At 62.8% G+C, this 19,873-nt stretch carries 22 protein-coding genes, 2 tRNA genes, 1 pseudogene and 1 riboswitch; of the genes and pseudogenes, 3 read left to right on the forward strand and 22 right to left on the reverse strand.

Annotated elements, in window-relative coordinates:
- Positions 1-66: 66 nt before the first annotated feature.
- Positions 67-723, reverse strand: a complete 657-nt coding sequence (gene lipB / locus ACW9UO_RS00330; RefSeq protein WP_457087061.1) for a lipoyl(octanoyl) transferase LipB — start codon at positions 721-723, stop codon at positions 67-69.
- A 285-nt stretch (positions 724-1,008) separates the two neighbouring features.
- On the opposite strand from lipB, the gene ACW9UO_RS00335 reads away from it, so the two are divergent.
- Positions 1,009-1,095: transfer RNA gene (locus ACW9UO_RS00335), tRNA-Leu, on the forward strand.
- 161 nt (positions 1,096-1,256) lie between these two features.
- Here ACW9UO_RS00335 and ACW9UO_RS00340 read toward each other — a convergent pair.
- Genes ACW9UO_RS00340 through thiD form a run of 10 tightly spaced genes read right to left on the reverse strand, consistent with a single transcriptional unit; the run spans position 1,257 to position 8,633 of the window.
- A complete protein-coding gene (locus ACW9UO_RS00340) occupies positions 1,257-1,985 on the reverse strand; it encodes an ABC transporter permease (protein ID WP_457087062.1) in 729 nt (242 codons plus the stop codon).
- Entirely contained in the window at positions 1,982-2,725 is a 744-nt protein-coding gene (locus ACW9UO_RS00345) for an ABC transporter ATP-binding protein (protein WP_457087063.1), read from the reverse strand. The genes ACW9UO_RS00340 and ACW9UO_RS00345 overlap by 4 nt, the downstream gene beginning before the upstream one ends.
- Positions 2,726-2,736: 11 nt before the next feature.
- The gene (gene tenA / locus ACW9UO_RS00350; RefSeq protein ID WP_457087064.1) at positions 2,737-3,414 is read right to left on the reverse strand and encodes a thiaminase II; all 678 of its coding nucleotides are present in this window, start codon (positions 3,412-3,414) and stop codon (positions 2,737-2,739) included.
- Positions 3,411-4,346, reverse strand: a complete 936-nt coding sequence (locus ACW9UO_RS00355) for an ABC transporter substrate-binding protein (RefSeq protein ID WP_457087065.1) — start codon at positions 4,344-4,346, stop codon at positions 3,411-3,413. The genes tenA and ACW9UO_RS00355 overlap by 4 nt, the downstream gene beginning before the upstream one ends.
- A 15-nt stretch (positions 4,347-4,361) precedes the next feature.
- The gene (locus ACW9UO_RS00360) at positions 4,362-5,318 is read right to left on the reverse strand and encodes a HesA/MoeB/ThiF family protein (RefSeq protein WP_457087066.1); all 957 of its coding nucleotides are present in this window, start codon (positions 5,316-5,318) and stop codon (positions 4,362-4,364) included.
- Positions 5,315-5,911 carry a thiamine phosphate synthase gene (locus ACW9UO_RS00365; protein ID WP_457087067.1) on the reverse strand — a complete coding sequence of 199 codons (597 nt, stop codon included), beginning with the start codon at positions 5,909-5,911 and terminating at the stop codon, positions 5,315-5,317. Before ACW9UO_RS00365 ends, ACW9UO_RS00360 begins: the two co-directional genes overlap by 4 nt.
- Positions 5,908-6,678: a thiazole synthase gene (locus ACW9UO_RS00370; RefSeq protein WP_457087068.1), complete on the reverse strand. Its 771-nt coding sequence runs from the start codon at positions 6,676-6,678 to the stop codon at positions 5,908-5,910. Before ACW9UO_RS00370 ends, ACW9UO_RS00365 begins: the two co-directional genes overlap by 4 nt.
- A gap of 2 nt (positions 6,679-6,680) precedes the next feature.
- Positions 6,681-6,875, reverse strand: a complete 195-nt coding sequence (thiS, locus tag ACW9UO_RS00375; protein ID WP_457087069.1) for a sulfur carrier protein ThiS — start codon at positions 6,873-6,875, stop codon at positions 6,681-6,683.
- Positions 6,859-7,833 carry an FAD-dependent oxidoreductase gene (locus tag ACW9UO_RS00380; protein WP_457087070.1) on the reverse strand — a complete coding sequence of 325 codons (975 nt, stop codon included), beginning with the start codon at positions 7,831-7,833 and terminating at the stop codon, positions 6,859-6,861. The genes thiS and ACW9UO_RS00380 overlap by 17 nt, the downstream gene beginning before the upstream one ends.
- Complete coding sequence (thiD, locus tag ACW9UO_RS00385) at positions 7,830-8,633, reverse strand: bifunctional hydroxymethylpyrimidine kinase/phosphomethylpyrimidine kinase (RefSeq protein ID WP_457087071.1); 804 nt, start codon at positions 8,631-8,633, stop codon at positions 7,830-7,832. The genes ACW9UO_RS00380 and thiD overlap by 4 nt, the downstream gene beginning before the upstream one ends.
- Before the next feature lie 42 nt (positions 8,634-8,675).
- A riboswitch (TPP riboswitch) is annotated at positions 8,676-8,778 on the reverse strand.
- 120 nt (positions 8,779-8,898) lie between these two features.
- Between thiD and ACW9UO_RS00390 the strand changes: the two genes are divergently transcribed.
- Positions 8,899-9,714, forward strand: a complete 816-nt coding sequence (locus ACW9UO_RS00390; RefSeq protein ID WP_457087072.1) for a Rossmann-like and DUF2520 domain-containing protein — start codon at positions 8,899-8,901, stop codon at positions 9,712-9,714.
- On the opposite strand, the gene ACW9UO_RS00395 is transcribed toward ACW9UO_RS00390, so the two are convergent.
- From ACW9UO_RS00395 to ACW9UO_RS00425, 7 genes are read right to left on the reverse strand one after another with little or no spacing between them, the layout of a single operon-like run.
- Positions 9,715-10,644 (reverse strand): AEC family transporter, encoded by a 930-nt coding sequence (locus tag ACW9UO_RS00395; protein WP_457087073.1) that lies wholly within the window; start codon positions 10,642-10,644, stop codon positions 9,715-9,717.
- A gap of 33 nt (positions 10,645-10,677) precedes the next feature.
- Complete coding sequence (locus tag ACW9UO_RS00400) at positions 10,678-11,478, reverse strand: MBL fold metallo-hydrolase (protein WP_457087074.1); 801 nt, start codon at positions 11,476-11,478, stop codon at positions 10,678-10,680.
- The gene (locus ACW9UO_RS00405; protein ID WP_457087075.1) at positions 11,475-12,275 is read right to left on the reverse strand and encodes a TatD family hydrolase; all 801 of its coding nucleotides are present in this window, start codon (positions 12,273-12,275) and stop codon (positions 11,475-11,477) included. Before ACW9UO_RS00405 ends, ACW9UO_RS00400 begins: the two co-directional genes overlap by 4 nt.
- An 8-nt stretch (positions 12,276-12,283) precedes the next feature.
- Positions 12,284-13,417 carry a DNA polymerase III subunit delta' gene (locus ACW9UO_RS00410; protein WP_457087076.1) on the reverse strand — a complete coding sequence of 378 codons (1,134 nt, stop codon included), beginning with the start codon at positions 13,415-13,417 and terminating at the stop codon, positions 12,284-12,286.
- A complete protein-coding gene (tmk, locus tag ACW9UO_RS00415) occupies positions 13,414-14,022 on the reverse strand; it encodes a dTMP kinase (protein ID WP_457087077.1) in 609 nt (202 codons plus the stop codon). Before tmk ends, ACW9UO_RS00410 begins: the two co-directional genes overlap by 4 nt.
- Before the next feature lie 12 nt (positions 14,023-14,034).
- Positions 14,035-15,207 carry a D-alanyl-D-alanine carboxypeptidase family protein gene (locus ACW9UO_RS00420; RefSeq protein ID WP_457087078.1) on the reverse strand — a complete coding sequence of 391 codons (1,173 nt, stop codon included), beginning with the start codon at positions 15,205-15,207 and terminating at the stop codon, positions 14,035-14,037.
- A 43-nt stretch (positions 15,208-15,250) separates the two neighbouring features.
- Positions 15,251-16,186, reverse strand: coding sequence for an SPOR domain-containing protein (locus ACW9UO_RS00425; RefSeq protein WP_457087079.1), 936 nt, complete (start codon positions 16,184-16,186; stop codon positions 15,251-15,253).
- A gap of 199 nt (positions 16,187-16,385) precedes the next feature.
- Between ACW9UO_RS00425 and ACW9UO_RS00430 the strand changes: the two genes are divergently transcribed.
- Positions 16,386-16,475 (forward strand) — tRNA-Ser (locus ACW9UO_RS00430).
- A 550-nt stretch (positions 16,476-17,025) separates the two neighbouring features.
- Here ACW9UO_RS00430 and ACW9UO_RS00435 read toward each other — a convergent pair.
- From ACW9UO_RS00435 to tnpC, 4 genes and pseudogenes are all read right to left on the reverse strand, one after another.
- Positions 17,026-17,241, reverse strand: a pseudogene (locus ACW9UO_RS00435) (zinc ribbon domain-containing protein); the annotation flags it as partial.
- A protein-coding gene (locus ACW9UO_RS00440) for an IS5 family transposase (RefSeq protein ID WP_457087080.1) occupies positions 17,162-17,898 on the reverse strand; the annotation gives its coding sequence in 2 pieces (ribosomal slippage) (positions 17,162-17,595 and positions 17,595-17,898; 738 coding nt in all). The pseudogene ACW9UO_RS00435 and the gene ACW9UO_RS00440, both read right to left, overlap by 80 nt.
- Before the next feature lie 28 nt (positions 17,899-17,926).
- Positions 17,927-18,223: a hypothetical protein gene (locus tag ACW9UO_RS00445; protein ID WP_457085819.1), complete on the reverse strand. Its 297-nt coding sequence runs from the start codon at positions 18,221-18,223 to the stop codon at positions 17,927-17,929.
- The gene (tnpC, locus tag ACW9UO_RS00450; protein ID WP_457085818.1) at positions 18,223-19,836 is read right to left on the reverse strand and encodes an IS66 family transposase; all 1,614 of its coding nucleotides are present in this window, start codon (positions 19,834-19,836) and stop codon (positions 18,223-18,225) included. The genes ACW9UO_RS00445 and tnpC overlap by 1 nt, the downstream gene beginning before the upstream one ends.
- Between the last annotated feature and the right edge of the window lie 37 nt (positions 19,837-19,873).

The following is a 19,873-nucleotide window of genomic DNA, read 5'->3' on the forward strand; positions in this document are numbered from 1 at the left end:
CGTGGTGATTAATGTCCGGGCGCTCCGCATCGCTTTTGGGGGCAGAGTTGGCGGTAAAGTAAGCCGTTAACCTATTTCGCCGAATATTGCGTCGAATTGCGTCCGCAGGGCCACGTCAAGATCGTCCATGTTCACCGGCAAACCCAGATCGACAAGGCTCGTGACCCCATGTTCGGTGATGCCGCAGGGCACGATGCCGGTGAAATGCTCCAGATCGGGTTCCACATTGATCGACACGCCGTGAAAGCTCACCCATTTGCGCAGGCGGATGCCGATGGCGGCGATTTTATCCTCTTGCGGCTGTCCGGTGAGGCCCAGCGGCTTGTCACGACGCTGCACCCAGACGCCGACGCGGCCATCGCGGATTTCGCCTTTGACGTTGAACTGGTCCAGCGTGGCGATCACCCATTCCTCGAGCATCTGCACGAAACGGCGCACATCGCGGCCCCGACGTCCGACATCAAGCATTACATAAGCCACCCGTTGGCCCGGCCCGTGATAGGTATACTGTCCGCCGCGTTTGGAGGTGTGGACCGGGAAACGCTCAGGGTCGGTCAGGTCTTCGATCCGCGCCGAGGTGCCAGCGGTATAAAGCGGCGGATGCTCGACCAACCAAATCGCCTCATCGGCGCGCCCCTCGGCAATGGCTGCTGCTCGCTCTTCCATAAAGCGCACCGCATCGTCGTACTGCGTCAGGCCATCAGAGATGATCCACTCTACCATATCGGTTTTCCTCTCTGCCGGTTCGGGCCACAGTTTGGGCCACAGGCTGGCCCTTTGAAGACCCGCGCAAAGACCTGTCAAACCCACGCTGTGAAATCAAGGGAGGAAGCGGCGGGCTCCACGCGGAAACCCATCGCCCCAACCGGCGGGTGGTGCAGGGCTGGCGTGCAGAGCCCGTCCATTAAACGCGCATTTCCCCTGGTGGAAAAATTTTCGATTTAAGCGTGGTTTTGCTCTTGGCATCCCCACGGGCTTTGGCTAAACGGCACAAACCAATTCAAGTGTGCGGTCGTGGCGGAATTGGTAGACGCGCAGCGTTGAGGTCGCTGTGGGGTAACACCCGTGGAAGTTCGAGTCTTCTCGACCGCACCAATTGAACTGAGGACAGGGGGAACCCGCCTCAGCGGACTGGTAAGACCCCGGCACCAAGTGTCAGAGATCTGCCCCCCCCCCCTCCAAATTTCTAAAATGTTTACCTTGTATTGCAGACCGCTTGCGAATGGCTTTGGTGTGCCGTTCAGAGGGCGAAGTCCTCAGGTCCGCCCCAGATCGCGTGTCAGCCGGGCGACGGCAAGGTGCAGGCAGACTGAAAACACACCTAGTGTCAGCATGGCCGCGAACATCAGATCGGTTTTCGCCCGGCCATTCGCCAGCAGCATCAGATAACCCAACCCCCGCGACGCGCCGACCCATTCGCCGATCACCGCCCCGATGGGCGCATAAACCGCCGCGAGTCGCAGACCCGATCCCAAGGCGGGCAGGGCGGCCGGCACCCGGATGTGCCACAGGATTCGCGCCGGGCTGGCCTGCATCGTGCGCGCGAGGTCTAGAAAGCCTTGCGGCGTGCGCATCAAACCGTCGAAAAACGCCGAGGTGACCGGGAAATAGATGATCAGTACCGCCATCGCGATCTTGGACCACAGGCCAAAGCCCAGCCAAAGCGTGAGAATCGGGGCGAGGGCAAAGACCGGCAGCGCTTGGGTAAAGACCAACAGCGGCTGCACCAGAACGCGGACGGTGCGCGACGCGGCCAGCCCAATCGCCGTCACCACACCAAGCGCGGTGCCAATCACGAGACCAATCACCACTTCCATCGCAGTCACAAGGGTATGTTCGCCAATCAGGGCGCGGCTCTTCCACCACGCCTCGGCCACAAGGCCCGGCCCCGGCAGGATGAACTTCGGCAGGCCGGTCAGGCTGACCACGATCTGCCAAAGGGTGATGGCAAAGACGGCGGCCACCAACGCGGGAAGATATTTCATGCCACACCCGTACGCAGCAGCCGCAGCAAGGCGGCCTGACATTCCAGTGTTTCCAAAGCCTCTACCGGGCGCGGCACCGGCTGCGCGGGCGGCGCGCAATGCGTGAGGCCCGCCGGAGTCATCACCACGATGGCATGGCCCAGACGCGCGGCCTCGGCCGGGTCATGGGTGACCACCAGAACGGTTTTCCCCGCCAAAAGCTCGGCGGCCAGATCCTGCATCGCGGCGCGGGTCTGGGCATCGAGCGCCGAAAACGGCTCGTCGAGCAGGATCACCGGCTTGTCCTCCATCAGCGTGCGGGCAAGGGCAACGCGCTGGCGCTGCCCGCCCGACAGAGCGGCGGGGGTTTTATCGGCGTGATCCGTCAGCCCAACCCGCGCAAGAATGCGGGACAGCCGCGCGGTATCGGGCGTTTGCCCCCGCAATTGCGCGCCCAACACTACGTTGCGCGCCACGCTGGCCCATGGCAGCAGCAGATCATCCTGCGCCATATAGGCCACGCGGGGGGCGACGGTGCCGCAGTCGCTCGCGGTGATCTCGCCAGTGAACTCCGCCCCGGTCGCCAGACCCGAAATCAACCGCAACAGCGTGGATTTCCCCACACCAGAGCCGCCAAGAAGGCAGGTCCATTGCCCGGCTTCCAAGCGCAACGTGAGCGGCGCAAACAGCGCCGCGCCGTTGATCGCCGCATGGCCGCTGACCGTGATGCCAGGTGCCGGGATACCTGGGGGCAGGCTCATGGGGGACGGTTTCACGGGGTCAGGCCCATCTGCCAGAACCCGACTTCCAATTCGGTCGCGGTGCGGAAGGTGCGGCACAGCCGGTCCCAGCGCGGCACTTTGTCGAACTCGGTGCCCAAGCGACGGACCAACGCCGCATCCAGCATCGCACCGACATCGGCGCAGGCCGCCTGATACCCGTCGCCCGCATAAGCCGCGATCCACTCGGCGTAGGTGTCGGATGTGGCCTCTTGCGCCAACCGGGTGCCGATTTCGCCATAGCCCATGACGCAGGGCACCATTGCCGCCAGCAAATCCAGCAGATCGCCGCTGTATCCCGCCTCGAGCACGAAGCGGGTGTAGGCGAGGTTTTCAGCCCGTTCCGCAGTGGCAAACAGCGCCTCTTGCGACAGGCCCGCCGCCTCGCAAATCCCGATATGCAGCTGCATTTCCTCGGCCACAAGCGAATGCGCATGTTGCACCGCAGTCTGCATTTCGCCGTGGGTTTCGGCCTTGACCACCGCCAGCGCCCAGGCGCGGGAAAAGTGGATCAGATAGACGTAATCCTGTTGCAGATAATGCAGAAAAGCGGCGCGCGGCAGGGTGCCGTCCTTCATCCCCTCGACAAAGGCGTGGCGGGTATAGTCCTGCCACGCCTTGCCCGCCTGCGCCCGCAAAAGCGGGAAGGCACGGCCATAGATCTCGCTCATTGTGCGGTCACGTCGATGGCGATGGCGTCCACCGGGTTCAGGCTGTCGATCATGCCGCTGTCTTTGAGGAAGGCCTCAAAACGGGCATAGCGTCCGGCGTCAAAGGCGGCGGGGCGCAGGGCAAAGCGGGGCAGGGTGTCGACCCAGGCCTTGGCGTTCAATTCGTCCTGCAATTCACTCGAGGTGGCGGCGAAAATCTCCCAGCTTTCCTCGGGATTGTTGACGATGAACTGCGTGGCTTTTTCAGTCGCGGCCAGGAAACGGGCAATCTGGTCGGCGTCCATCCGGTCGGGGTTGGCGACATAGATCAGTTCGTCATACGACGGCACGCCTTCCTCTTCGATAAAGAAACACCGGCCGTCCACGCCTTCGATCTCCATCTGATTGAGTTCAAAATTGCGGAACGCCCCGATCACCGCATCCACTTGGCCCGACATCAGCGAGGGCGAGAGCGAGAAGTTGACGTTGATCATTTCGATGTCATCGGTGGTCACGCCGTGGCCGCCAAGCATGGCCTGAAGCACCGCCTCTTCGACACCGGCGACCGAATAGCCGATCTTTTTACCTTTCAGGTCAGAGAGTTGCGCGATCGGCCCGTCTTTGAGCACCAACAGGCAGTTCAGCGGCGTCGCCACCAGCGTTCCCACCCGTTTGAGCGGCAAGCCCTCGTGAATTTGCAAGTGCAGTTGCGGCTGATACGACACCGCCAGATCGGCCTGCCCAGCGGCCACAAGGCGCGGCGGGGCCGAGGGATCGGCGGGGGCGATCACCTCGACCTCCAGCCCTTGATCGGCGAAATAGCCGTTTTCCTCAGCAATGATAATCGGGCCGTGATCGGGGTTCACGAACCAGTCAAGCAGGAGGGTCATCTTGTCTTGGGCAAGCGCGGGAGACGCGGCCAGAAGCGCGACGGCGGTGATCAGATGTTTCATAATGGTTTCCTGTGGTTAACTTGAAGAGGCGGCGACGAGAACAATCTCGCCCGGCCAGATGTGTTGAACGGTTTCCGCCGCCCGCCAGGCGCGCAGCCCGGTGGCGCAGCACAGCGCAAGACGGGTGCCGGGGCCGGGCAGGTTCTGCGCAATGGCATCGGCAGGCAGGCGCAGGGCCGCGGGATGAAGCAGGGGGCTGTCCTCCCGCAGCTCGATGATCCGGTCGCTGTTCGTAAGCGCAGAACCCGCGACGAACCGAAAGGCCTCGGCAGGTTCCGGCGCGCTGTCAAAGCGAAAGCCCGAGGTGCGCAGGCTGCGTGCATCAAAGCGGACCAATTGGCCAAGCGGCGTGGGCGAGAGGCCGAGCAAAACGCTCAGCGCCATCTGCGCCTGTAGCGTGCCGATCAGGCCCACAACGGGGCCGAGCACGCCTGCGGTTTCACAGCTTGCGCCGCTGTCGGGCGCGTCGGGGAACAGCGCGCGCAGCGACGGCGCACCGCCACAAAAGCCGCCCGCATAGCCGCCCAACCCCAGCACAGACGCGCTGATCAGCGGCGTATTTTGCACAAGGCAGACATCCGAAAGCGTGTAGCTCACCGCATAGCTGTCGGCGCAATCGAGCACCAGATCGGCCCCGGCAATCAGGTCGGGCGCATTGGCCGGGGTCAGCCGATGGCCAAGCGCGGTGACGGTGATCGTGGCGTTAAGCGCACGACACCTTGCGGCGGCGATCTCCGCTTTGGGTTGGCCGCAATCGGCCTCGGTGAAATGCGTCTGGCGGTGCAGGTTCGACAGGGCAACGGTATCGCCATCGACAATGGTGATCTGCCCGACACCGGCCCCGGCCAACAGCGGCAGCACCGGCGCCGCCAGCCCGCCCGCGCCGATTACAAGCACCCGCGCGGCACAGAGGCTGGCTTGACCGGTCTCGCCGACCTCGGGCAGGATCATCTGGCGGGCATAGCGGCTCATCGCGTCGCCTCGATCCACTGCTTCACCCGCGCTTCGGGGTCGGCATTCAGGGTGATGTCGGTCACCGCCGAGACGATATCCGCCCCTGCCGCAAACACCCCCGCGGCGCGCTCGACAGACATGCCGCCAATGCCCACCAAGGGGATCGCGCCGAGGCGGGCCTTCCATTCGGTGACCCGCGGCAGCCCTTGTTGGTGCCATTTCATCTGCTTGAGGATCGTCGGGTAAACCGGCCCAAGCGCGACATAATCTGGCTTCATCGCCATCACCCGGTCCAATTCCGCATCGTCATGGGTCGACACGCCAAGCCGCAGTCCGGCCTTGCGGATCGCGCCGAGATCGGCCTCGTCCAGATCCTCTTGCCCGAGGTGCAGCCAGTCGCAGTCCAGCTCAATCGCGAGTTGCCAATGGTCGTTCACCACCAGAGTGGCCCCATGCGCACGGCAGAGATCGCGCGCTTGGACAATCTGATCGCGCACCACGGCGTCCGGCTGCTCCTTGATCCGCAGTTGCACCAATTTAACCCCAAGCGGCAGCGTCAGGCGCAGCCAATCGGAGTGATCGAAAATCGGGTAAAACCGGTCGAGGCTCATGACAAAAAGGCCTTTCCAATCACCGGGGTCGAGGCCTGCGCCATGTCGCGTGCCTCGATCGGATCGGCCTCATACGCCAGTTTGCCGGCCTCGACCGCTTGCATCATTGCGCGCGCCATCGCCGCCGGGTCGCCCGCGCGGGCCACCGCGGTGTTGAGCAGCACGGCGTCGTAGCCAAGTTCCATCGCCTGGGCGGCATGGCTGGGCAGGCCGATCCCGGCGTCGACGACCAAGGGCACCTCGGGAAATTCCGCCCGCAGCGCGCGCAGCCCGTAGGCGTTGTTCAGCCCCCGGCCCGAGCCGATGGGCGCGCCCCAAGGCATCAAAACTTCGCAGCCCGCCGCCAGCAGACGTTCGGCCACGATCAGATCTTCGGTGGTGTAGGGGAACACCTGAAAGCCGTCTTCGGTCAGGATGCGGGCGGCTTCGACCAGCTGAAACACGTCGGGTTGAAGACTGTCGGAATGGCCGATCACCTCCAGCTTTATCCAAGCCGTATCAAAGACTTCGCGCGCCATCTGTGCGGTGGTGACGGCCTCTTTCACCGTGTGGCATCCGGCGGTGTTGGGCAAGATCTTGACGCCAAGCGCCCGGATCATCTGCCAGAACGCCTGACCCGAGCCACCCGCCCCCTCGCGGCGCAGGGATACGGTGGCGACACCGGCACCGCTGTCGCGAAACGCGCGTTCAAGGATCGCCGGGCTGGGGTATTGCGCGGTGCCAAGCATCAGCGGGTTGGGCAGCTCTGTGCCATAAAACGCCTTCATCCTCAGCCCCCCTGCATCGGCGCGACGATCTCGATCCGGTCGCCGTCGGATAGCGTGTGCGCCGCGCGCAGGGCGGCGGGCACAAAAGCCTCGTTCACCGCTGTCGCCACCCGGCCCGAAAAGCCGCATTCGCCCAGCAATGCGTCCAGCGTTTGTGCCGTCACCTCGCGGGTGTCACCGTTAACCACGATCTTCATCGACCATCTCCGACTGTTGATTGTTAAGCGCCAGGTCCGCCACGCCCCGCGCCAAAGCGGGGGCCAAAAGATAGCCGTGGCGGTACAGCCCATTGGCATAAATCCGGCCACTGATGCGGCGGATGCGGGGCAGGTTGTCAGGAAAGGCGGGGCGCAGATCGACGCCGATTTCCAGCACCTCAGCCTCGCCAAATCCGGGGTTAAGCGCATAGGCCGCGCTCAGCAGTTCGAGCATCGAGCGGGCGGTGATGCGCCGGCTGTCTTCGCTCTCGATCATCGTCGCGCCGAGCATGTAAACGCCGCTGCCGCGTGGTACGACATACAGCGGGATACGCGGATGCAAGAGCCGCACAGGGCGGCTTAGCGTGACATCCGGGCAGCGTAGGATCAGCATTTCGCCTTTCACTCCGCGCAGATCATGCAGCACATCGCGGGCCTGTAACCCACGGCAATCTATCGCGTTTTCCAGATCGTCCGGTGCGGTTTGGCGGTGAAACACAACGCCCTTGGCCACCAGCCCGGCGTAGAGATCGGCCAGCGCCTGTCGCGGGTTCAGATGGGCTTCGTCTTCGAAAAACAGCCCACTGGCAAACCCGGTGAGATCCGGCTCAAGCTGTGCAATCTCGCCGCTGACCTCGCGAAAACCGCTGGTGCGGCGGGCAAACCGGCGCAGATCGGGCAGGTCGCGCCGCCCCGCCACCACCAGCGTTCCGCAGCGCTGCACCTGAGTGCGCGCGGCCCACCAATCAAACGCCTCTTGGCCCAGCCGCAGCACTGGCTCTTCGGCATTTTCGACCTCGCACCACGGGGCCAACATGCCCCCCGCCCACCACGAACAGCCATGCGGACCGGGCGGGCCGGCGGGGTCGAAGATCTGCACCGATGCGCCGCGCGCCGCCAACTCGCTGGCCACGGCCAAGCCCGCAACGCCGGCCCCTATGACGGAAAACAGCGTCACGCTGGCCAGACCGCGTGGAAATGATGCACCGGCCCATGCCCTTGACCGACGTGCAAGCCATCCGCCGCGGCAATCGCCGCTTGCAGATAGGCGTGCGCAGCCCGCGTCGCCGCCTCCAGCGCCAGCCCTTTGGCCAGACCGGCGGCGATGGCCGAAGACAGGGTGCATCCGGTGCCGTGGGTGTTTTTCGTAGGGTGGCGCGGGGCGGTGAATTCGGCCACAACGCCGCCCTGTGTGATCAAAAAATCGTGGCACATCGCACCGCTGGCATGGCCGCCCTTCATCAAAACCGCCTGCGCCCCGAGCCTGCATAGGGCTTCGCCTTGAGCGATCATCTCGGCCTGCGTGGCGGCCACCGGTTGGCCCAGCAGTCGCGCAGCCTCGGGCAGGTTTGGCGTGAGCAGGGTGGCGCGCGGTAAAAGCACAGCGCGCAGGGTGGCGACCGCGTCTTGCGCCAAAAGCGCATCGCCGGATTTGGCAATCATCACCGGATCAAGCACCAGCGGCCCGGCGAAATCTTTGAGACCCTCTGCGACGCACCCAATGATCTCGGGCGTCGCCAGCATGCCGATCTTGATGGCACGCACGTCGAGATCGTCGAGCACCGCCGCGATCTGCGCGGCAATCACATCCTCGGGGATGCCATGCACCGCTGTCACAGCGCGGGTGTTTTGGGCGGTGACGGCGGTGATCACGCTTGCGCCGTAAACGCCAAGCGCCGACATCGCCTTGAGATCGGCCTGAATGCCCGCGCCGCCGCCGCTGTCGGATCCTGCAATGGTTAACGCAATATGCGCCATAGGGTGCTCCTTAAAAACAGGGCACCGGACGGGGAACATATCGCTTGCACGAAAACCGTTCCCTACGCCGGAATTGCCCGGATCAGGTTCGATGGGTTAACGCTTGCGTCTCTCAGCCTCTTGCGAGGCACCCCAACGGTTGAAACGCGGATAGCAAGCACAAGGGACAGTGTCAAATCCGATATCGCGCGGGCATGGCTTGCGCTGCGGGCGCGGATATTTCCATATGCGGGGTAAGACGTGGACGATCGGACAGGCAGGACAGATGAGCAAAAGACCGACAGTCAATCTGGTGGGGCCGGGCAAGGTGGGGCAGACTTTGTTGCGCCTGCTGGCCGAGACCTGCGAGATCAAAGACATCTGCGCGCGCGACAGAGGCCGGGCCGAGGCCGCGCAGGCCTTTGCCGGGGCTGGGCGTGCGGCGGGCGAGTTGCGAGAGATGCGGCCTGCGGATCTGTGGCTTCTCACGGTGCCGGATGATGAGATTGCGGGGGTTGCGGCGCAACTGGCCACGCTCGATCTGCCCGCCGCGACTGTGGCGCATTGCAGCGGCTTCCACCCCTCCGACCTGCTTGCCCCCTTGGCCGCAAAAGGCTGGCAAGTGGGCAGCGCACATCCGGTTCTGTCTTTCGCAGATCCGGGGCAAGCGGCGCAGCAGTTCGCGGGCTGTTATTGCGGCATTGAGGGCGCGGCGTCGGGCCTGTTGACCGAGGTGTTCACCGGCATCGGTGGCAACTGCTTTCCGATCCGCACCGAGGCCAAAGCGCTGTATCACGCCGCCGCGGTGATCTCGAACAATTTCACCACGGTGTTGCAGGCCATGGCGCAACAGGCCTGGAGCGCGGCGGGGGTGCCGCAAGATGTGCGGGCCGGTCTGCACGAGGCGCTGTTGCGCGGCACGGTCGAGTCTGTGCTGAGCGTCGGGCCGCGAGCCGCGCTCACCGGTCCGGCCGCGCGCGGCGACAGCGCTGTTGTCGCGGCGCAGGGGGCGGCGGTGACGGCGTGGCACGGCGAGGCGGGCGCGCTGTATGACCAGCTGAGTGTCATGGCGCGGCGGCTAAAGGACAGCGGACAGGTCTGATCAGGGCAGAATTGCCAGCCAAACCCAGATCGTCAGGATCGACAGCGCGGTGGCGATCAGCACCGACGAGGCCGCCACCCGCCGCGCCACGCCGTACATATTGGCAAAGACATAAGAGTTGATCCCCGGTGCCATCGTCGCCGTGATCACCGCCGAGCGTGTCGCGCCGGTTGACAGGCCGGTGAGGCCGGACATGGTATAGGTGATCGTGGGATGCAGGATCAACGACACCGCGCAAACAAATGCAATGATACGGAAATCTCCGTCCGGGCGATAGCGGAACATAACCCCGCCCATAGCGAAAAGCGCGCAGGGTATCGACGCCTGCACAATCAATTCAAGCGCCGCTGTGACCACCCCAGGCAGGGTGACGCCCGAGAAATTGACCGAAAATCCCAAGAGAATGCCGATCACCAGCGCGTTGCGGAACATCGCGCGCAGCACCTTGGCGGGCACTTGTCGCGCCGGGGTGCCCCGCGCGCGGGCGATCTCCATCGCGGTGATGCCAATGCCGTAGCAGAAAGGCGAATGCAGAGCCACGATGGCAAAGTTTGCGCCCAAAGCCGCGCTGCCATAGGCGCTTTCGGTGATCGCGATCCCCAACATCACCGAGTTGGCAAAGAGACAGCAAAACCCGATGGCGACGGAATCTTCCCAAGCGCGTTTGAACAGATAACGCCCGGCCAAAAGCCCGACGGTAAAGCCGGTGAGCGAGCCGGTGTAGAAACTGACCAGCAGCGCGAGGTCGAAATGCTGGCCAAGATCGAGCGTTGAGATCGCTTTGAACAGCAGGGCGGGAATGGCGAAATTCTGGGTGAAATTCATCAACCCATCGACGCCGTTTTCGGTCAGCAGCCCGCGCCAAACCGCGAGATACCCGGCCCCGATCACCAGAAATACCGGCAGAATGACATCGAGCAGCGCCTGCATCTTAGCGGTCCGTTTTGTGACGTTGGGCCGGGGTCATGCGGGCAGCACCAACTGCATCAGGTCATGCGCGGGGGTGATGTGCTCCGGGGTTTCCTGGTCAACCTCGGCATGGTCCAAATCGATGTGCATATTGGTCAATACCGCGCGTTTCGGCGCGGCGCGCGCGATCCATTCAAGCGTGCGGTCAAGATGGGCGTGGCTCGGGTGCGGCTTGCGGCGCAGCGCATCGACCACCCAAATGTCGAGACCGTCGAGCACTGGCCAGACCTCGTCAGGGATCTCGGCCACATCCGGCAAATAGGCCAGCCCGCCAATGCGAAACCCAAGCGCGTCAATCGAGCCGTGGTTGACCTCGAACGGCGTGAGGGTAACGGGGCCGCCCGCGCCATTGATGGTCACATCGCCGTTGATGCCGTGCAGATCAAGGATCGGCGGATAGGGCGAGCCGTGGGGCTGGACAAAGGCATAGCCAAACCGCGAAATCAGCGCGTCTTGGGTGGGGCCATCCGCCCAAACCGGCAGACGCGATTTCATGTTGAATACGATCATCCGCAGATCATCGATGCCATGGGTATGGTCGGCGTGCGCATGGGTGAACACCACGCCATCCAGCGCGCCGGTGCCGGTGTCGAGCAGTTGGCTGCGCAGGTCGGGCGAGGCGTCGATCAGAACCGTGGTGGTGCCGTTTGCGCCGATCCGCTCTACCAGCATCGAACAGCGGCGGCGGCGGTTTTTCGGGTTGTCCGGGTCGCAATCGCCCCAATGGCCGCCAAGGCGCGGAACGCCGCCAGACGAGCCACAGCCGAGAATGGTAAAGCGGTATTCATCGCTCATTCCGGCACCCAAGCGGCGGCTTTGGTGAACAGCCGTTCAAAATTGGCCTCGGTTTGTGCGGCGAAATCAGCGTAATCGAGGCCAAAGGTCTCGGCCGCGCGTTTGGCGGTATGGGCGGTATACCCCGGCTCATTGCGGCGGCCCCGGAAGGGCGGCGGCGCGAGATACGGCGCGTCGGTTTCCACAAGGATCCGGTCAATCGGCGCGGCGGCAAAGATATCGCGCAGCTCCTGACTTTTCGGGAAGGCGGTGATGCCCGACATCGACAGATAAAAGCCAAGGTCGAGCGCCTGCTTGGCCAGCGCGGGGCTCGAGGAAAAGCAGTGCATCACACAGGCGTAAGGCGCGTTGCGGTGCTCGGAGGCGAGGATCTCGGCCATATCGTCATCGGCGGCGCGGGCGTGGATGATCAGCGGCAGGCCGGTTTTCTGTGCCGCTTCGATGTGAATGCGCAGGGATTTCTGTTGAATTTCAGCGCTTTCGGCGGTGTAGTGATAGTCGAGCCCCGTTTCGCCAATGCCGACAAACTTCGGATGCTGGGACAGCGCCACCAGTTCCTCGACGCTGGTCAAAGGTTCGTCTGCGGCGCTCATCGGGTGGGTGCCGGCGGCATAAAACACCGGCGCATAGTGGTCGGCCAGCGCGCGCACCTGCGGCTCGTTCTTCAGCTTGGTGCAGATCGTCACCATCCGGTGCACCCCGGCCTCGACGGCGCGGGCGACGATGGCATCGCGGTCCTCGTCGAAATCGGGGAAATCAAGATGGGTGTGGCTGTCGGTAATCTTCGGAGTGGTCATAATCCGCCTCACGCGGCCATATCGGACGCCGTTTTCTGGAGTTTGATCATCGTATCTAGGATGAGCGCGGCAGGGTCAAGATTGACCGCCCGGCCATGGCGCGCTCTGGCCGCAATCTGCTGTCCAATCTCGGCCCATGCCCGCGCGCTGCGCGCATTTGGGGCAAGGCGGGCAAACACCTCGGCCTCGTTGGGGGCGGCGGCGGGATGGGGCATCTCTCCGGTGGCACCGGCACGCGCCAGCCGGATCAACGCGAGGTCAAGCAGTGAGAAGATGGTGTTGACCTTGTCCTCGGCCCCGCGTGCGGTGGCAGCTTCGGCCAAGGCCAGCGCCCGGGCGCGGTCGAGCCGGGGCAGGGTGCCGAGCAGCGAGACAATCGCGGCGTAAAGCTTGGGCCCGTCATTAAGCGACAGGCGGATCGCATCGCCCACTGAACCGGAGGACAGTGCCGCCAAAGCATCGGCTTCTTGCGCGGCGACCGCGACCCCGGCCTGGTCTAGCGCGCTGGCCATATCGGCGGGTGCCAGAGGCCGCAACCGCAGGATGCGACAGCGCGAACGGATCGTCGGCAACAGCGCCGAGGGCTGGTGGGTGATCAGCAAAAGCGTCGCGCGGGCAGGCGGTTCTTCGAGCAATTTCAACAGGGCATTGGCGGCGGAGGGGTTCATCTCGTCCGCCGCATCCACGATCACCACGCGCCAGCCGCCATCCGCCGCCGACAGGGCGAACTTCGATTTCAGCTTGCGAACCTCATCGACCGTGATGTCGGATTTGAGCCGTTTGGCGCGATCATCCCAAGGGCGCACCAACTTGTACAACCCCGGCTCCGATCCGGCGGCAATGCGGCGCGCGACCGGGTGGTTGGGGTCGATATCCAGCGTTTCGGGCGGCGGCGGTGCGCCGAACATGCCATCGTCAACCGCACCCGGTGGGTTGGCGATCAGATAGCGCGCGATGCGCCAAGCCAACGTCGCTTTGCCCACCCCACGCGGGCCGGAAATCATCCAGCCGTGGTGCAATCGCCCCGAGCTTGCGGCCTCAAGAAAAGCCGCCTCGGCAGCGTCTTGTCCGATCAGGCGCGGGGTGTCGCGCGGGTGGGGGGCGCCGTCGGTCTGGTCGGGTTGGGGGCGGTCGTCGCTCATAGCTTCGCGTCCACCACTGCGGCCACGTCGCGCGCCACCGCGTCCATATCGCGCGCGCCGTTGATCACCCGGAACCGGTCTGAAAACTCATCGGCCAGCGCCAGAAACCCGGCGCGCATCTGCTCTTGCAGCCCGGCGCCGAAATCCTCGAACCGTTCCTCATGCCCACCCCGGCCTTTGGCGCGGGCCAAGCCGGTGGTCGGGTCCATATCGATCAGCAAGGTCAGGTCCGGCTCGCGCCCGATCATCAGGCTGTGCAACTGGTCCACAATGCCGCGCAGATCGCCGCGCGACAGGCCCTGATACATCCGCGTGCTGTCGGCAAACCGGTCGCAGATCACCACCTTGCCCGCCGCCAAAGCGGGCAGAATGGTACGTTCAAGATGATCGCGGCGGGCGGCGGTGAACAGCAAGATCTCGGTCTCGGCAGACCAACGATCGGGATCGCCTTGCAACACCAGCGCGCGGATATCTTCGGCACCGGGCGACCCGCCGGGTTCCCGAGTGAGAACAACCTCGCGACCAAGCGCCTGCAGATGATCTGCAAGCTGCCGGGCTTGGGTGGATTTGCCCGACCCATCAATGCCTTCGAAGGAAATGAACACCTTGCGCGCGGCTTAAGACGCGATGTCGGGCACCGGAGCACCCCACTGTTCGAGCAGGATTTTGGCGGCGGTGGTGACACGGCTCATAAAGCCGCCAGCCGCAACATCACGGTCGGCCACCAAGGGCACCACAGTGTCGGGCAGCCCCTCTAGCGTGATGATCATTTCGCCCAGCTTGTCGCCCTTGGCGATTGGCGCGGCGATGGGCGATTGAAAGACGGCTTCGGCATTGACCTTACCGCTTGCCAGCACCGGCACCAGCATCTCGATGTCTTCGGCTGGCGTCAGCCCGACGCGCATTTCGGCGCCCATCCAAACGTCAGCCTGCGCGACGATCTGGCCTTGGCTGGCCACTTTCGACTGGCTGAAATGGCGAAAGGCCCAATTGACGATCTGTTCGGATTGCTCGGCGCGTTCACGTTCGCTGTCGAGGCCCGAAACCACGAAAACAACCCGGCGGTCGCCCTGTTTGGCCGCCCCGACAAGCCCGTATCCGGCCTCGGCGGTGTGACCGGTTTTAAGCCCGTCCGCGCCAATATTCAGCTTAAGCAAGGGGTTGCGGTTGTTGACGTTCTGCGGCGCGCGGCCATCGAAGGTAAACTTGGTTTCGGCAAACATCGGATAGAATTCCGGGAAATCCTCGATGATCCGCCGGGCAATCAGCGCAAGGTCGCGGGTCGACATCCGGTGCCCGGCGGCGGGCCAGCCATTGGAGTTGATGAAGGTCGAATTGGTCATGCCCAATTGTTGGGCGCGGCGGGTCATATACCGGGCAAAGCCCGCCTCGGTGCCATCGGGCGACAGCGCCTCGGCGATCACCGCGCAGGCATCATTGCCCGACAGCACAATGATCCCGCGCAACAGGTCTTCGACGCGCACCCGGTCGGTGGTGTCGAGGAACATCGTCGAGCCGCCATAAGACATCGCATGCTGCGATACCGGCAGTTGCTCGTTTATGTCGAGCCGCCCGCCGCGAATGGCCTCAAACGCCATATACAGCGTCATCAGCTTGGACATCGAGGCCGGTGGCAAAGGGGTATCAGCGTCCTTGGCCAGCAGCACAGTGCCGGTGGTCAGATCAACCACAAAGGCGGATCTGGCACTGGTTTCAAAGGCTTGCGCATGCACAGATGTGCCCAGCGAGAGCAGGCAGGCAAAGAGGGGGGCAGCGAGATATCGGATCATGGAACTTCCGCTTCAGCGTGTCAGGCCCCGGCACGGGGGGCGGTTAATTCGTGACGGCATAGGCATCGGCAAAGCCTGCCGACTTGATGATCTTGAGGATATCGGCGCGTTCCGCCGATGTCGTGGCAGGCCCGACGAGAACCCGCCAAAAGGTTTTGCCCTGGCTCGATTGCTTTTTGACCGTCGGGATCAGCCCTTTGGAGCGCATCGTGGCCGCGGTGTTCTTGGCGTTCTTCTCGATTGAGAAAATGCCGATCTGGATGAAGGGTTTGGTGAGGCTTGATGTGGTCGGCGCAGGCTTGGCCGCTGGTTTCGGCTTGGGCGCGGGGGCCGCAACGGGGCCGGGGGCCGCGACAGGGCTCGTGGCAGGGGCCCCGGCAATGGCAGCGGCAGCCACATTGGCGACGGGATCATCCAGCGTGGTCGCGGTGATGGCATCGGGGGCGTCAAGTCCGGCGGCGTCGGCCGTCGCTTTGGGGGTTTCCGGTGTTTCTTCGCGGCGCAGGGCGGTCACGTTAAGATTGGTCGGTTGTCCGGCCAAAAGCGACAGCGCAGCGGCCGCATCAGACGATACCTGCAAGCGCGGGCCAGGATTGGAGCGCTCTTTGCGAAACAACGCTCCGATTACAAATTTGCCATTGGTGGAATTGCGGATGATCACCCGCTCAGGCTCGCTCACGTCGGGATGTGCGACCCAGACGCCGCCCAGCGAGGGGCGTCCGTCCCACAGGCCGGCTTCGGTCACCTGAAAGACATCCGGGGCCTCGACATCGCGTTCGATTAACCGGGTCGACCGGCTGGAAGGGGCCTCTGTGGTGCTGTCTTTCGCGCTGTTTTGCAGGAAGCCTGGAAGGCCGGCCCCGTTTTCACAGGCCGCCAGCAGCCAGAGCGCCGTGCCTGCCGTCAGCAGTCGCATGGCGGCTTTGCCACGCGGTGACCGCCCTTGGCTGCACGAGGTAACGCGCTGAATTCTCATCATTCTGCCCTTCTGCCATTGAAGCCCATTGTGGGCGCTTGCCGGTTTTCCGGTCTTGGTCTGACTGCCTGCGCGAGGTCTGCGCGCGTGCAGTTTATCCTTTGCCCGCCCGCAAGAAAAGGCCCGCTGGCCCGGATCGGCGGAAATCCTTCGTGACATGGCTTTGCAGAATCAGTTTGAGGTGTTTAACGAGGCGTCACGCGGAGGAGTGGCAGAGTGGTCGAATGCACCGGTCTTGAAAACCGACGTGCGTGAAAGCGTACCGTGGGTTCGAATCCCACCTCCTCCGCCAAACAATCTTCACCGTCTTCGGCTGCCTGTAAGGCGCTGAAAATTGGCGTAAATTTCGGTGTTCGAAATCCGCGATTACGTTGGAATCTCAATGGACCTGAAAAACAGGCACGTACCACCGCGTGGCGTCTCGAAACATTGCCATTTTTCCATATATCTTGGGGGTTTGCTAAAAACTTGCGCGAGTGTTCGAACAGCTTGGTAGAGGTCCCAACGGATCGGTCTAATTTTTTCAGTCTCGCCATCAAGATCTCGCCTTCGAGACGGAGGTCACGGATGCGACCTTCAAGAAGCCTGAATACAACTTCTTCCTTTGTCATGGCGATCCGCTCCACCAGCCTGTCGAGAGACACATTGTTTTCCTTGATACACTTCGTGAGTTGTCTCCGCATGGATGAGTCAGCAGCGCCAGCCGATTGTCGCGCCTGATCTATAAAGGTTTCAAAAACACCTAAAGCAAAGGATGAGGGTTGAGCTTGCGCAAGTAGATCTCGGACGCCGTCTTCAACAACTTTCCTGGGAATGGATTTCCTATTATTTTTGCAGTTCCTGTTAAAACACAGGTAGTAAGGATATTTTTTTAATTTTCCAGCAGACCAACATGCTGAAAGGGATCCACCACAGTCACCGCAGATTACAATGCCCTTTGCAGGGAACTCATCGATAGGGTCAGGACTCGTTCTCGTTTCATAGCCAGAACATGACGGTTGCGGCGAGGGCGATGGCGGAGAGGAAGACTTTCGGGCATCGGTCGTAGCGTGTGGCAATCCTGCGCCAGTCCTTCAGGCGCCCGAACATGATCTCGATCCTGTTGCGGCGTTTGTAGCGGCGCTTGTCGTATTTGACGGGCTTGGCGCGGGACTTCCGGCCAGGGATGCAGGGCTTTATCTCCTTGTCTTTCAACGCTTCCCTGAACCAGTCGGCGTCATAGCCCCGGTCGGCCAGAAGCCATTGTGCCGATGGCAGGCTGCCAAGAAGGGCCGCAGCGCCGGTGTAGTCGCTGACCTGGCCCGCGGTCATGAAAAACCGGATCGGTCGTCCCTCGGCATCGGTGACGGCATGCAGCTTGGTGTTCATGCCGCCTTTGGTTCGGCCGATCGCGCGCCCCCGCTGGTCGTCGGGCCCCCCTTTTTCGACCGCAGACTGCTCGCCGTGCGGTGCGCCTTCAGATAGGTCGCGTCGATCATCACCGTCTTTGGAACCGCTGCCTCCGACGCAAGGCCGTGCATCATCCTCGCGAAAATGCCCTTGTCGCTCCATCGTTTCCAGCGGTTATAGAGCGTTTTGGCCGGGCCGTATTCCGCGGGCGCGTCGCACCAGCGCAAGCCATTGCGATTGATGAATATTATCCCACTCAGAACACGCCGGTCATCCACCCGCGGCTTGCCATGGCTCTTGGGAAAAAACGGCCGAAGCCGGTCCATCTGCGCGTCCGTTGTAACCGCTCCGTTGCTACCGCGGTGATTTTGCCTTGATCCGGGCGACAAGGTCGGTGTCATCGACAAAGTCGTCGAGGAAGTCGTGCCAGGTCTGGGTTGTCAGGCGTGCTTCTCTGATCATGTCAGCCAGCTCTTCGATGCCGTAATCGGTGAGGCCAGTCATGCCCTCCTCTTGCCCTGTATAGATGCGGATGATGCTGCCGTAGGTCAGATTATCATCGTTGCGGATGATTGCCTCGAGGAGGTCTTGGTCTTCGCCAAGCATTTTCGCGACGTGGGCGATTGTGCAAACATGCGTCACTGCTGCCATCAGGCTGCCTTCGATTGCGCGGTTCCAACGGGCACCCAATTCCAAGGTAGCAATTCGTCGAGACGGTTGATCTTGTGATCATGGATGCGGTCGAGAATGTTGGCCAGATAGGCCTGCGGATTGAGGCCGTTGAGCTTGGCGGTCTCAACGATCGTCATGGCCCGGACAAGGGTTTCCGCACCGGTATCGGCCCCGGCAAAAAGCCAATTTTTGCGGCCTATGCCAATCGGTCTCAGGGCGCGTTCGGCCGGGTTGTTGTCGATTGCCACGCGGCCATCCTCAAGGAACAAGCAGAACGGCGTCTGACGGCTCAGACCATAGCGGAATGCCTTGGCGAGATCGCCTTTGCCGGGGATGCGCAGGAGCTGTTGTTCCGACCAAGCGAGGAAGGCTTCGACCTTCGGTTTGCTCAGCTTTTGGCGCGCGGCAAGGCGCAGATCGGCAGGCTGGCCTGCGATGTCGCGCTCGATATCGTAGAACGCCCCAATCCGGTCGAGCGCTTCACGGGCGATCTCGGATTTGGTGGATGCCCAGACGTCATGGAAGTCGCGTCGCAGGTGCGCCCAACAGGCGGCCTCGCGGAAGCGCGTGGTTCCGTCCGGTTCTGGGTCATAAAGCTTGGCATACCCCTTATAACCGTCAGCCTGCAGGATGCCGCAGCCTTCCGAGAGGTGCCGCAAAACATGCTCTTCTTTCCAGTCCGGGGCGAAGTAATAGATCGCCCCCGGTGGCGCTGAACCCGCCCATGGGCGCTGATCACGAACATAGGCCCATATCCGGCCCCTTTTTACGCCCTTGCCGAGGCCCTTGTCGCGCAAGGACCGGTCCAGCACACGGATTGGCGTGTCGTCCGCATGCAGCAGATCACTGCCCATAATATCAGCCTCGATCCGCTCGATAAGCGGCTGGAGGGTTTTCATGGCACGTCCACACCAGCTGACAAGCGTGCTTTCGGGAATATCTGCGCCCATGCGGGCAAAGATCTCGTGCTGGCGATACAAAGGAAGATGATCGTCAAACTTTGAGACCAGAATATGGGCCAGCAGGTTCGGACCCGCCATGCTGCCGGGGATCGGGCGGCTTGGAGCGGGCTCCTGCACCATCTTCTCGCAGCGACGACAGGACTTTTTGATGCGGGCAATCTGGATCACCTTCATCTGGGCTGCGATCATATCAAGCAGTTCGCTGACATCCTCGCCCACTACACGTAAATCACCACCGCAATCAGGGCAGCAAGTGCCAGGATCGAGTTCACGACGCTCGCGCGGCGTTGCGTCAGAGACGCGCGGACGACGGCGGAGCTTCGGAACTGCCGTCTCATCGGGTGCTGGCTCATTCTGACCTTCATCGATGAGGTCATCATCCCCTTCGGCGACAGCGACCAACAGGTCTTCCAGCGCCAGTTCCAATTGTTCGATCTCGCGCTCGATCTTTTCCGACGTTTTGCCAAAGGCCAGTTTCTGCAGCTTGGCGATCCGCAAACGCAGTGCCTGAACAAGTTGGTCATGGACACGCAACGTGGCCGATATCTTGGCATTCTCTGCCTGCAAAGCAGCGATCATTGCCTTCAGAACAGCGGGATCATCAGGAAGATTTACAACATGGTTTGACATGCGTCCAACTACCATGGCGCAAGTGGAAGCGCCATAA

The sequence above is a fragment of the Marinovum sedimenti genome (assembly GCF_054052205.1).